The organism is Escherichia sp. E4930 (genome assembly GCF_005845405.1).
GTDB lineage: Bacteria > Pseudomonadota > Gammaproteobacteria > Enterobacterales > Enterobacteriaceae > Escherichia.
The window spans coordinates 1-13,748 of record NZ_VCDZ01000012.1 but is presented as its reverse complement, the minus strand read 5'-3'; the positions used below and the strand labels follow the sequence as shown (position 1 = coordinate 13,748).

Below are 13,748 nucleotides of genomic sequence, written 5' to 3'. Positions count from 1 at the left end.
TCAATTTGGCGCGACGTTTCTAAGCTGCCTGTACGGCAGTGAACAGCCGCGCTGGTGCCGTTTGTGCCTGGTCACCTTTCTAAGCTGCCTGTACGGCAGTGAACGCCAAAACCATGACGTTCTCGCTATCAGACGTTTTCTAAGCTGCCTGTACGGCAGTGAACTGGAATAATAGCAGACTATCCGATTGATTTACTGTTAAAACTTACAAAATCGCAGATTCAAACCCTTTTTCCAGACTTCAAAATAGCAATAAACAAAATCAATGAGTTACATTTCAACCTAAAAAAAGGGTCGATTTGGTACTTCTTCAATCTCATATTTTATGCATAGCTTTTGATAAACAGTTGAACAGAACACATACGGTCATAATCTCCGTCACGCAAACAGCGTGTTCATTGCGTAACCAAACGAATCAATCTCTATAAATTCTTCTTGACCGTTTTACTCCAACTCCCTATAGTAGCGCCCCGTTGCCACCCATGAGGTCAGGCAGCAAAACAATTTGGTGAGGTGTCCGAGTGGCTGAAGGAGCACGCCTGGAAAGTGTGTATACGGCAACGTATCCGGGGTTCGAATCCCCGCCTCACCGCCATATTTTAAGAAGAGCTCGTACGAAAGTACGGGCTTTTTTTTCGCATTAATGCGCCTTAAATAAAAAACACGTACTTCCTCTTCGAAAGTACGTGAAAATCAGTGGCTGATGACTATACCCACTAGTCGTAGGATACGGCAAATATGGCTTTGCTTTGGACTTCTCCAGGCTGTAGTGCTTCCTCATTCACGCGGACATATTTCGCGGTAATCGGGAAGGTGTACTGATTCTCAATGGCCGCCATTTTAGTTAGTTTGTTCATCAGAGTATCGCCCAGTTTTAACGGTGTCGTTGCGTTACCATTATAAATCTGGAACCCAACCCCCTTAGCACCATTAAGCGATGTGTTTTTCAGAATGGTTCCACTATCATCCCATTCACCGCGCGCAATTTTAAAAGTCACTGGATTAGTCGTGACGTTATAAACACTGTCACAATTTAAAACCAGATCTATAGAACCTGATTTTGTGTTATTGGCAGATTGCATCTCACTTATCGTTGTTTCTGGCATTCTTATTTCGTAAGTCGGTTGCGAGAAACTACAGGTTGTAGGTTTGTGTTTTGTTATATTAACATTTAAATTCTGTTGATAAGCAGCATCTGTTGGTAACCTATTGCTCACATAACATATAAAATAAAAGATAATGTTTTGATAGCAAAAATTAGTTGCTGAACCATTTTCAAATGGAAAGACAACCGCAGGAGCATTCAAGATGAATGAATTAGAATATACTTTTTGAACATTCGCATTACTTTCAGGCGATTTTATATATGAAGCTGTTAATGCTATACTTTTATTATTAATAGTATCGTTAACTGAATAAGTTTTCCTATCTCCCGTGTCAACAGGAAATCCATCTCCGACATCAAGATTAAACTTAATATAAATTGATTGATTGCTGTTTTGATTTTCTTTCATCTCTACAACATAATTATCTAATGTTTTAAGCACATTTACCTTATCTTGAGTCGAATTACATGTGACTTCCCCCGTCAGATTAGGAGAAAATGTAACCGTTCCATTTCCCGTTGTTAGATCTAAATTTACGCCCTGTATTGCAGTAGAATTTCCGTTGATAGTACATTTAGCCTGCCCCAAAAAAGGCAAAGCCAGTAGAAACAAAAACCAATATTTCTTCATAAACAAATCCCTTAACGACAAATATAAACTTTATTGTCATCAATAACGTTATCAAAGGTAATAGTGCAGAATTGTTCCTGCTGTTTATTAACCGAGACGCGAATCGACGCGGGAACATCATTGGTGCGAATAAATATCCGGCTTCCCTGTCCTACTAAGCCCACATTGTTGCCGCTTTCATCTTCAACCTCATAACCAAACGGCAACGGAGAGCCATCAGGGCGTTGGGAGATGAAATACCAGGGCTTGCGTTTATCAGTCTCAAACTGCGTCATCACTACCGCACCACGATAAGGAACGGTGTTTTTACGGTTACCCAGTAGCGCCACATCGCTTTTACTGTCGGCAATATCCAACATCAACGTATTTTCACGATACGGCGTCAGGTTGTCATAAATAGCGTAGCCTCTGCTATCCGTGGTCAGGTAACGATATCCCTGCACCGCCGCTCCCTCCAGTCCCGGCGCTTTGACGATGGCGAACGTATCGGAAAGTCTGGGAGCCAGTGCCACCCCGTCCGACCACGCGACTAAACCGCCTTGAATATTACCGCTAACCTGTTGATATCTTTTCGACTGGCTATAGCTGCCACCAATAGTCGCCAATGGCGCACGCCAGGTCAGGTTTCCACCTGCTGTTGTTTCGCTGCCCTGGTGTTGATGGCTTAAGTTAGCCCCGTAGCTGAACTGATCGCGACTCCCCGCTACACCGCTGAGGCTGGTATTATTCGACCGATAGCCGTCTTTATCAAAAGTGGTCGAGTTAGAAACAAATAAATCTCGTCGTTTTTCAGTGATTCCATCGCCCCACGAGAAGGGAATTGAGAAATATAAGTTAATGCGTCTATCTTCGCGGTTATCTTCATCGTAGGTCTGGCTAACAGACAAGGTATAACTAAGGCGTTCCCAGGAGTTCGAATAGCTGAGTTGATAATCTTTCCCTGTCCCGCTGCGTTCCCAATAATCCCGCCATTGACCGCTGACCGACAGATATCCCCAATTTTCTGGTAATGACTGGTTTATATTTACAGAAAAGCTGTTCTTACGACCAAAATCGTACTGATAATAGTCGGCGATATCATAAACTGAGTCATCTTCTCGATTATAGCTTTTCCTGCTATTTGCCCACACGTGATCGTTAAAAGTACGATAATCCCGAGAAGAATAACGCCAGGCCGCCAGCGAAAATTGCGTTCCACTTTGAGAGAGATATTTGTTCCAGGCAATCTGATAACTTTGACCATTAAACACATCACCGTTATCTTGTTCACTATGGGAATGGGTAAAATCAACCGATACAGCACCAATCGGTGTATTCCATCCCGTGCCGAGAACAAACGATGAGTAATTATCAGACAACTGCGTGCCAGCATAGAGAGTCAGCAAATTATTAAGGCCATACTGATAGCTTCCCTGAATAAAATCTGACTGATCGCTGGCTCCCTCGATACGACTACGTCCGGCAGCAAATTCATATTTCGAAACGCCCGGTTGCAACATATTTGGTACAGATGAATAAGGTACACGATAACGCGATACCGAACCGTCAGCTTCTTTAACGGTAACTTCCAGATCTGCACCACCACCAGCAAGTTGCAAATCATCAATGGCGAATGGACCTGGCGGAACCTCTTTCTGGTAAACCACAAAGCCATTTTGTTCGATAGTGACAAGTGCGTTACTTTGGGCAACACCACGCACCACTGGAGTAAAATTCTGTTTAGAGTTCGGCAACATCTGCATATCGCGCCATAGGCGTACACCGCGAAAACGCACGGAGTCAAAAACATCAGAACCGGTATACATTTCACCAGCACGCAATGTGCCAAGAATTTGTGGAATTCCGCGCTCCAGATATAACGTGTTACTCTTCCATTTACCGCTGCTCTCGTCACTTTTCGTATAATTTGCATTTGAATGCAACTGCCAGCCCAGAAGATTCAAACCACTATTCAGATTTAAATAGCTACTTTTATTATCTCCTCCGTGCTTATAATTACTGTAATACTGACTGGCATAATAAGACGTATATAATGCGTTAATCCCGCGATCCCATGCCTCAGGCGGGACATATCCGCGTTCATACTCAACGACATAGGCTTGGGGTACACTTAACTTCAGGTTAAAATGCCCAATATCATAGTCAACGCTGCCGCCCTGTACCGCTTCCCGAAGTGGTACACATTCCACGCTTTTATCGATATTAATGCCTTCAGTGAGGATACCTATTTGCTTTAACTGCTCCCAGGATAAACATGTTGCATCTGGATCGTCTTTAATATCGACATTATAATGTCCGCGCCACTGATTATTCAGGTATACATCCATATCATAGATACCGGGCATCGGCTTATCACTATCAATATGATAGTCAGAAATTTTTTCCCCATTTAATCCGCCAATCATAAAATGGGTGTCAAATGTTTCATCTTCCGCCCATGCAGACGAAGTTGCCAACACCGACAGGATAGCCAGTGTAATAGAATTAAGTTTAGACATAATCAATCCCTGATCTATTTGACGGTTTTTACTTTTTCACTCAAATAGTTTCCATGATCATCAATCAGCGTAACATTGTACTGGCTAACAACGGAAGATGTGGTGACGGTCTGTTCTGACCAGGGTGCTAGTACCAGAGTTTCTTTATTTAATTTGGCATTACCTTTCAGTTCAGGAATAGTTATCCAGTTCGCTGAATTATTTTTTATATTAATACCATTACTGACAGCTCTGATATTCAGTCGAGAAAAACTTCCTTTATCGACACCAGCTATACCCTCCGGACGATAAATAAATTTGATGCGGTTTTGCATCGCGAATTTAATCTGGTTTTTACCTTCATTTTTCTCACTATTAGGTGGAATGTCCAGGACATTGAGAAAGAACAAGCTTTCGCGATCTTTTGGTAGGGTATTCGCCAATTTTTTGATTTTGAGTTGTTGTCCCTCGCCCCCCTTTTACATGAGCGACCGGTGGCGTCAACACGAACGGGACGTGAATTTTTTCTGGAGGCTGGCTGGTATCGCCATCATCAATCCATGACTGAACCAGGGCGCTACGATTACCTTCATTCATTAAATAAATATCCATATACTGATGAAAGTGTAGGGCATTGAATTCTTTATTCTATTTCCAGCCAGAAATCGGCTTTTCAATAGACAAAAAGACCTGACGGTAAGGCCAGGTCTTTTATACATTACAACTAACCAATCAAAACCAGGGAATAGTAGCGGTTGCGCTTAATCCATAACTACTGAATCCCCCTTTAACCGGTTCTGTACGCAAATCCCCGTGTCGGATAAACAACTTGAACTGTTGCTGACTCGACAAACTCTTCATATTAAGAAAAGGTAAGTCGGTCCGCTGTTCAGCTTGCGTCGCCAATCGCTCAATCGCCTGTTCTTCAGTAAGCCAGCCTTTTTTCACTGAACGCCTTAACAGACGCAGGGGGTTACTTTTAACCTGCACACGGCTTACTACTCGCCAGCCCTTTATGTCTGGAACGGGGGTGACCGGTGAACATTGGCAATAGTCCGTAAGTCCTTTACGCCACGCTGAGGCTTCAAGCGCCTGTAATGCCTGAGCGCTACCATGCAAGCGTAAACGCGCTCCTGGCATAACATTTACGTCCGGGAAACTCACGCCGATATCGCCTTGCCCTCTTGCACCTAATGCCCGATGCAGTTTGGCAAATAACGCCGCCATCAACATTTCGCTCGAAAATTCAGGATCTGGCAGAACGCGGATCTCAAGGTAGTGATCCATTGGCAGCTCCTTATTCCGATTTCTCACCAAAGACACCGCCGCGGATCAGCACAGCCATCACGTAGTGCTGCTGCTCAACGTCTGGTTTCATCCCTTTGGTCACCCAATTGTCCAGTAAGGTATAAAAATCGAGTTTTTCTTTCGGTTGACGGCAGGCCACACCGCGACTGGTTACAGAACCGTAAGGTTCCACGGCGATAGCACCTAATTCATCCACTTTTGGATGCCAGGTATCGATGGTACGTAAAGCATTGCCAATCTTCTGAGAGTGGATACCAGCAATGCCAGCTACCTGATATAACACACGACTTTTGCTACTGTTGCTGTCGAGTACCAGCTCCTGCGACGGGAAAACTTCTTGCCCGGCACCAAGACGAACCTGCGCTTCAACGGTAAGCATTACCCACTCTTTTCCACTTAATCCTTGTTCAATCGTTGCCGCCAGTTCTGTGACGCTACTCTGGCCCTGTTCAAATTGACGTAAAGAGAAGTCATGGCTGTTAAAAGTCCATGATTTGTCGTTAGCGGTGACTTTCACCTGAATTTGCTCGGCACCGATACGGTTACGCCACAGAAAACGACCATTTGCCAGATTCAGGGCATAGCGAAGCGCCAGCTCTTTAAAGCCATGTTCACTGATATAACCTTCAATAACGCCGGAAAGCGCCTCCTGATAGGTCATATCATTACATACTGAAGGTGAGGATAAATTACCCAGCACGCGCAGCGTAAACATCACTTTTAACGTATCCGCATCAACCGGAAGCGCTGCCACATCTACCCGCTGCAAGTTGGCTTTTTGGATTTCTGCATTCAGCTTTAACTCATTACTGGAAATTGCATCTTTCAGGCGATTGGAGATGGTTCCGCGAACGGCTTTCTCCTGAATCTCAATAGGTTGCCATTCATTTCCTTGCCAGTTACCTGCGTACATCACCGCGTCAGAGGTTGCCAGTTTGCGCTCAAATGCCAGTACTGACGCCGTTTTTACTGCTACAGGGGCCTTTGCCATAATTATGTCCTTATTCTGTATCGTCATCTTCATTAATCGTAGGGTCGTCAACGACTGGTATTGCCGAGCAATAGTAGCCAGTGTCCGTTGTACGGTAACGCCACATCAGCGGTTGCAAGTCAGTAATGCGATGTAATCCGCGCCATTCGCCGATGCCATATACCGCTTCGGCAAAGGCAAATGGCGTTGAGGTATCGCGCGCATTTTCAACTTCACCGGGTGCGTAAACAGGAGAAATGCGTTGGTAGCCACACATTAACGGTACCAGGAAACCAGGCATTGGCTTCGGCTGGTATACCCATTGTGCGCTGTTGTCTTCTGCCGGAGATTCGGCCTGATATTTAACGGCAGCAAAATCAAGCCAGGCATCAAGCAACGATATATCGGGATGTTGTTGGTGATGTTCAGCCAGCCATTCACTGCGATCGTAAAGCGCATAGCCAGGCATTAAACGCCAGATGATTTTACGCAGTTGCTTTTCATCTTCAGGCGCATGAAAAAGCTGTGGTTCGCGCATGTCAACAATGCTGCCGCCCGCCAGTTTGTGGCTCTGGCAAAGCATTTTCAGATGGTCGCAAAGGGCTTTTCTGCCATATTCACCATTGGTAATTTCGCCATTACATTCAATCAGCAGAGAAACCGTCAGGTGCATACGGCCCTCTTCATTGAACGAGGCGGTTTTACCTTCTCTGGTTAATGGGTTACGGGTGAGAGCGAATTGAAAATCGCGCCCGGAGCTGTACGCCTGAATATGCTGTTCATGGCTTACTACCGCACAACCGTCAAAACTTACGCCAAATTCATCCACGACTTTGCGAGAAAGCGCATGGACATAACCGAGAAAATGGGTCATCGACGGGAATCCCCAGGTCAACCCGGAGACAGCGTTAGCGTTTTCGATGCGTACATGGGGTAACAAGAGCAGATAACTCATTTCAGCGCCTCCTGCAAAACGGCTTCCATTTCACGCATCCGTTGAGTAAACAGGGACTGACTGCGCCACTCCCTTTGCTCGACAGCACCGACATCGAAACGGGCTTTTTTTAGTCGGTAGTTCAGCCAGCGCGCGAAATCATCGGCGACCGTCTCTTGCCAGTCGTTTTTCTCACGCTCCTGTTTGAAAGTCTCATCTGAGAGGCTTCGCCACGGGTCCAGCCAAAGTTGTTGGTGGCGAGGTAAGTCTGGTGATTGCGCGGACCATCCCTGCCATTTTTCTTGCTGAAATGAAGACGCCTGCATGAACAGCAGATCAATCAACTCATCAATATATTTCGCCCGCGCAGTTCGGATATGAACATTATTTATGTCAACCTTCAGCAGGTAAGTCATCCGGCTATGATGCCTGAAGCCGCCCGATTGAAATCGCCGCGTAGGGAAAAAATACTGCGCATGTTTTGTGGTGCGCGATCCAGCGTCGCCCAGGTGGGCGGCATTGACGGCAACAGCCAGACTCGGCCACCACGCACACTATTGAGCAAAGAAATATTCTGCGGTTTTGTGCCGCCAAAATGCATTTCGGCAAGATTAGGAAACCAGATATCTGGCTGGGAGTGCCATTTTCCTGCTTTGCGGGCATCGCGAATGGCTTTCGACTCCTCACTAAAGCGAACGGCAGTTAGCTTTTCATACATCGCCTGCGCCAGTGAACTGGAAAACAGTGGGCAGAGCAGATGATAGCCATCATCGACAGGGAAATATATTTGCTTCGATAGTTTATGAGCTTTTATCCACTCGGGTATATACGCTTCACTAAAGTACTCAACCCATTGGTTTAATTGCTCTTCATTCAACGCAAAGGCATTTAATGAATGATAATCACCACGTTTTAAGCTGGCGAGTAATGAATCACCGTTGACTTCCGTTAGCAGTAGTTTTGCAACATCAAAAACGGCTGCATTGCCTTCAGCATCCTCTTTAATAATTGCCAGTGATGCTGTATTTAAATATCCCTCGCTGACGAATTTCTCCAAATAACGCCCATATGCTTTGGAGTCACCATTACTATATTTTGCCCCGTGGGAGATTATCCTTATAGAACGAACACGATTTGCCGCATCCGTTAACCAGTTACGTGGCAGGTAGCGTGCTTCGAGTTCCTGTCGCTCCAGAGCGATAACGCTGGCGTCCTCGCCCTGTTCCAACCGCTTTGCTGCTTCTTTTTCAAAGGCTTCGATTTTGGGTTGCCTTCGCGAAGCGATATAGTCAGTTATAAATTGTATTAGCGCCGTTTTTTCCATCTCGGCTCCTATCGTTAATCCATCAAATTAAAGTTGCTCCCTGATTTCACTGAAAAATCTCCGTAGCTCAACATGGCTTCAGTACAACTGATGCATACAGCAAAAGGGACAACCCCCGTGGTGATAATCATGGATAGTTCACCTAGATATATCTACGATTTAATCTAGCCAAACCCAATGCAATAAACGAAAGTAATATTACCATGCATAAATTATTTGCCACACAATAGTTATGCAATTAACATTTGCGCACTGCCGTTGGCAGCTTAGAAATAGATGTATCTCCGAATACGGACTTGTAAACTGCCGTACAGGCAGCTCGCCCCATCACAGGTTGCGAAACACACCTAACCAGGGGTGATAACGCCAGTCATTGACCGCATCTTCTTCACTGGCCGGCACTCTCACTTCCGCAAACTTTTCCCCAACGTTTGCTATCTCACAACTTTGCTTATCAGCTAATTTCAACAAAACGTGTTGGTAATCCATCACGCCCCAGCAAGCGACGCCGCTGGCGCATCTCACCTCTTCTCGCCTGAAATTCCCTTGCGCTTTACGCTCGTTGTCGCCCGTGCGGGAATAGAAACGCGCTTCGCTTTCTTCATCATCCATATGCAGAAAAAACACCGCCTCCGGCAAAGGGGAATATCGAAATGGCGTCTGGCGCTGCATCCAGCCATTCCAGCTTAGCGGTGCACGCCACCATTGCGCCGCCACCACATGTTTGCTTTTACTGCTCATCAATTCGGCGGATAAACGACTATGTTCAAGCTCCGCCAGTTTGTTGTCATTATTGGCAGACAGGATCCGCGGCAAGGCGTTAATCGTCCGGTAATCCGCGATCGGAATCAGTTCGCAAATATCGTGGCTATCCAGCAAGTGTTCTTTTGTTTCGAAACCTGGTTTACAAAATGCGGGGGCTTTTTTCTGCAATGCTTTAATATTGCTATGTAAAATAACCAGATTCTCACTGGTCGGCACATTTCTACGGTGGCGCTGAATACGTCCGGCAAATTGAATTATCGAACGCATGGAGCTTGGTTCGATAATTCCCCAGTCCGCATCCCAGTCACGCCCCACTTCGATAACCGATGTCCCCAACACCACAAACAGATGGTGCGATTCCGGACGGTTATGTAAGGCATCTGCGATATCTTCGTTGTTCCAGAAATCGAGTTCGTTATGACGAGTAAACGCGCGATCCAGTCGCCTCTCAATATCTGAACGCACCGCCAGCGGATGTCGGGAGTGGTAAACACAGTAATGAATGCAGACATCTTCTGGTGAAGGAATGGCAATCAGAGCTTTGGTCACCGCAACCAGTGGATTGATATTCGCGAAGCGCACCAGGCCCAGCGAAACGGTTTTACCGCTTTCGTGTCGCTGGCGATGCGCCTGATGCAACTTCAGCATTTGCGTATGCACCGTCTGGGCCACACTTTCGCTAACGTCTTGTATCGTGCTTGATGCAGATGAAATTGAAGCAACACGCCCGAAATGCAGTCGCTCTTTTTCAGCCAGCATCACCGCTCGCCGTGCAACAAATTTTGCATGTGCATCACGAAACCCAGGCCCGTCGCAAATTTGCGTTGCATCAGCATCTTTTTCATCAAACCAGGCACAGCAGATATTGACGGGCCTGCCGTTGGTACCACAAGACGTCTGCCACATTTTACGCCCGGCGAGATAAGCCGCGAACAACGCCTGAATCAGCCCTTGAGGTAGCGTCGCCGAGGAAAGTAATACCCGCGTTCCCAGCATCCCAGCCCAGTTCATCAAACGACATACTGCATGAAGATCGGCAATATCAAAGTCATCAGGTTCGTCGAGCACTAAATCGCTGGTTAACAGGCGCAACATCGCCGGAAGCTGTTTCCCGCCTCGCACACCCTCGGTCGCGGAAATAAGATGATCAATCGTCGAGACCAGAATCGGCGCGCTCACTAACTCCTTAAGTTTGCTGTCATCCTTCAACCATTTTTCCAGCGCCCCGGTATGCAGGCTGCCTTCGTACTTAACGAACTGTTGCTCCTCTGTTGGCGGCTCTTGCGAAGCACTTCCACAATCATTGTCTATTTTTTCCTGCTGCCACAGTTGCTTAACTGCCGCCGAACCAATCAGTACCGCCAGCTCATCCTCACCCAGTCCAAGCCGACTGCGCAGAGCATCGCCGGTTTGCAAAGTCAGCGTGCGCAATCCCAGCGCAACGGTAAATCGGCACCCTTCTCGCTCGTCGGCAAGTGCATACATAATGCGGGCGTTCGCAAAGGTTTTACCACACCCCGTCGAGGCCATATTGACGCCGAAAAATCCCTCTTCCCGACTTCGTTCACGTAGCGCTCGCGCCACATCCCAGGCTTTATCTTGCCAGCGATATTTCACATCTGTGGCCCGCTGGCTAAAACCTTTATGTCGGGCAATTGCCGGAAGCGATGCCCGTGTGTGCATCAGTTGCCGCCCAAGCAGATACGCATGATGCGCGACGCCCACAAGATGTTCGTCTACCCGTTGTTTGAGCGTGCCGCTTTGGCGATCGCTATTTGCCCAGACGATATATTCCGGGTCCTGCCATTTTTGCTGCGCGTCATTAGATGAATAGTAGTGATCGGCAAGCATCAGGCAAAAACGCGCCATATGTAAGGGGAACAACTGTTCCATCTGCCCGTATGTCTTTAAACCGAGCGCGTTGCTTGCCCGGCGAGAAATCTGACGCGCTTTTTCCCGCCAGCTCGCGCTTTGAAGCGGCGTTCCTGATGGAAACTGCCAGACTTGCTCAAAATCCTGTTGCGTCCAGTCATTTTTGCGGTGGTTAACGGCATTCCAGTCAGCATTCAGTTGCTTCTCCAGCCAACTTTCACAACCTTTGCATGATTGTTCCGGCTGTGGAGAAAGATTCTCCGGCATTCGATGATGGGAAAGGATCAGCCAACCTACCGTCCTGGCTAGCGGTTGCAGCGAACTGAATGGACTATTTGAAAAATGAGGCGTGTCTTTTTGCAGACGTTCAAGAATCGCAACTTCATCATCTGCCGTTAATTCCCCGAGTTTCTCCAGCCACACATCGTCTGGCTGTTCACCAACAAACGCCTGAAAGAGCCGCAGTGAGATCCATTCATGCCGATAAGGTTGATAACTGCGTGCGCTCTTATGGGTCAGGCTTTGCTGAAAGCTGCGTCCTGCTTTACCAAAATCATGAAACAACCCGGCGATAGCCGCCAGCAGCGCAATGCTCTCCGCGCATTGCCAGCGATTTTCTTCCTTGTTCACCAGGCTGGTTTGGGTTGTTCGATTCGTGGGAACGCGTCCCTGTGCATTAAAGCGACGAATATTACCCACAATCCACATCAACTCCATTTGCCCGTTCTTTTTCAGCCAGTGACATGCCACTGCGGTATTTCGCCTGGCAGTTTTGCGCAGTAAACGGCGGAGTGTATTAACGCCTTCCAGAGTAATCACCGTTTGCCATGCGGCATCACCGGTGCGTTCAGCAAACTGATCAATAATACGGCAGCTTTCCACGCGGGCGTTTTTTTGTACAGCGCGAGATAATCAGAACATTCATTAATCAGCCTTAGCCAGTGCCTGGGCCGTATCTTGCAAAGAGGTGATCATGACATCCAGAGCATCTGCTTGTTGAAAGATATTGATGCAGCGTTGACGAAACTCCTGAGCATCTTCTCCCACCATTGCGGCAATAAATGCTTGTGGCATAACCAGGGCATCTTTAATCAGATCGGCAAGGTCAAAAACGAGGCCGCCGCGACGTGTTTTACCGTGCATTACTGCTAAACCATGCGGGATCCCGGTTACCCACGCCGCCACTGCCGCCAGCCCATAAGCCAGATAATTCCCCTGATCGAGAAAGCGGTTGGCCATATCAATCCCACCGCCCCGTTTTGCGCGAGTAAAGTCGCCATAGCCCACGGTTTGGCTCACCATTTTGTAGAGTGCTTTGGTCAATTTGGCCTCTACGAGCATAAGCTGCGTATGGTTTTCTGCCGCGTCTATTTCTTCACGAGTACGATTTAGTAGGGTCTGCAGTGCATTAGCATCAGGCTGAAAGGCGTGTTCACGCTGCATTTTCGCGCTGGACCAGTGCTTATCGATATGTGTCAGGCGGATTAACTGAAAACGTTTCGCGGCGGCAAGTCGTTTATCTTCAGCAAACCAAAAAGAAACCCACTGCTGAAGATATTCAGTAGGACGATATTCGCTTTGCGGACTGAGCCAGGAGACATCAACATCAACTTCATTTGCCGAATACAGCGGCGTGCCATTCGTACCACAAAAGCCCACCATCACCCCGGCATGGGCAAATTCACGCATCGCAGCCTGAGTAACGGATGTTCCCATCCCCAACATCAATGCCGTGGTATTCGCAATGGGGATATTCCAGTAGTACGACTCCTTACCTTCACTGGTAACATATTCCACTCGCCCACCATTCACCTGCACCCGGCATTTTTCCAGATAATAAATATTGGCGCGTTTAGAGTGGAGAATGGTTTTGAGGTCAGATGGAGTAAGGTAATTGGAAGACATAAACACATCCTGTGATTATTTTTATTTGAAGGAGTTAGGATTAGTACAGCATTGATTTCTGTGCGAGAAATTGATTTCTATCGCAATTATCACAATTGTTATTGCGTGTTGTGGCTAATGGTTCGGAGTTGAGAGCGCCATAACGCAGCTAAATTTCTGCCATCATCGTATTTGTGAAGCTGCCTGTACGGCAGTGAACGGTGCATCTGACCCCGATTACATTGCTCAACATTTCTAAGCTGCCTGTGCGGCAGTGAACGCGCTTACCCTGCTTTCCAGCAACTTCAGGTTTTTCTAAGCTGCCTGTACGGCAGTGAACACCTGAACGAAACGCAAAATAGTTTCTTTATGTTTCTAAGCTGCCTGTACGGCAGTGAACATCATCGGTTGCCATTTCTGGATACCCAGTCGTTTCTAAGCTGCCTGTACGGCAGTGAACATCCGCGAGTAATAATTA

At 47.0% G+C, this 13,748-nt stretch carries 6 protein-coding genes, 1 tRNA gene, 3 pseudogenes and 1 CRISPR repeat array; of the genes and pseudogenes, 1 reads left to right on the top strand and 9 read right to left on the bottom strand.

Features of this window, described 5'->3' with window-relative positions; genetic code table 11:
* Positions 1-507 precede the first annotated feature (507 nt).
* Positions 508-595: transfer RNA gene (locus FFT88_RS15165), tRNA-Ser, on the top strand.
* 121 nt (positions 596-716) lie between these two features.
* Here the strand turns inward: FFT88_RS15165 and FFT88_RS15160 are convergent.
* The 9 genes and pseudogenes from FFT88_RS15160 to cas1f all read right to left on the bottom strand — a co-directional run bounded on the left by FFT88_RS15160 (position 717) and on the right by cas1f (position 13,291).
* Positions 717-1,736, bottom strand: coding sequence for a fimbrial protein (locus FFT88_RS15160; RefSeq protein WP_135405953.1), 1,020 nt, complete (start codon positions 1,734-1,736; stop codon positions 717-719).
* Positions 1,737-1,747: 11 nt separating this feature from the next.
* Positions 1,748-4,234 (bottom strand): fimbrial biogenesis outer membrane usher protein, encoded by a 2,487-nt coding sequence (locus tag FFT88_RS15155; protein ID WP_135405952.1) that lies wholly within the window; start codon positions 4,232-4,234, stop codon positions 1,748-1,750.
* A 14-nt stretch (positions 4,235-4,248) separates the two neighbouring features.
* Positions 4,249-4,819, bottom strand: a pseudogene (locus tag FFT88_RS15150) (fimbria/pilus periplasmic chaperone); the annotation flags it as partial.
* Between the two features lie 126 nt (positions 4,820-4,945).
* Entirely contained in the window at positions 4,946-5,500 is a 555-nt protein-coding gene (cas6f, locus tag FFT88_RS15145) for a type I-F CRISPR-associated endoribonuclease Cas6/Csy4 (protein ID WP_135405951.1), read from the bottom strand.
* Between the two features lie 10 nt (positions 5,501-5,510).
* On the bottom strand, positions 5,511-6,512 hold the full coding sequence (csy3, locus tag FFT88_RS15140) for a type I-F CRISPR-associated protein Csy3 (RefSeq protein WP_135405950.1): 1,002 nt from the start codon (positions 6,510-6,512) through the stop codon (positions 5,511-5,513).
* A 10-nt stretch (positions 6,513-6,522) separates the two neighbouring features.
* Positions 6,523-7,446, bottom strand: a complete 924-nt coding sequence (csy2, locus tag FFT88_RS15135) for a type I-F CRISPR-associated protein Csy2 (RefSeq protein ID WP_135405949.1) — start codon at positions 7,444-7,446, stop codon at positions 6,523-6,525.
* Positions 7,443-8,749, bottom strand: a pseudogene (csy1, locus tag FFT88_RS15130) (type I-F CRISPR-associated protein Csy1). Before csy1 ends, csy2 begins: the two are co-directional and overlap by 4 nt.
* Positions 8,750-9,076: 327 nt before the next feature.
* Positions 9,077-12,311: pseudogene (cas3f, locus tag FFT88_RS15120) on the bottom strand (type I-F CRISPR-associated helicase Cas3f).
* Positions 12,311-13,291: a type I-F CRISPR-associated endonuclease Cas1f gene (cas1f, locus tag FFT88_RS15115; protein WP_135405947.1), complete on the bottom strand. Its 981-nt coding sequence runs from the start codon at positions 13,289-13,291 to the stop codon at positions 12,311-12,313. Before cas1f ends, cas3f begins: the two are co-directional and overlap by 1 nt.
* A 171-nt stretch (positions 13,292-13,462) precedes the next feature.
* A CRISPR array of direct repeats spans positions 13,463-13,730; the repeat unit is 23 nt; unit sequence AAGCTGCCTGTACGGCAGTGAAC.
* Positions 13,731-13,748: the final 18 nt, after the last annotated feature.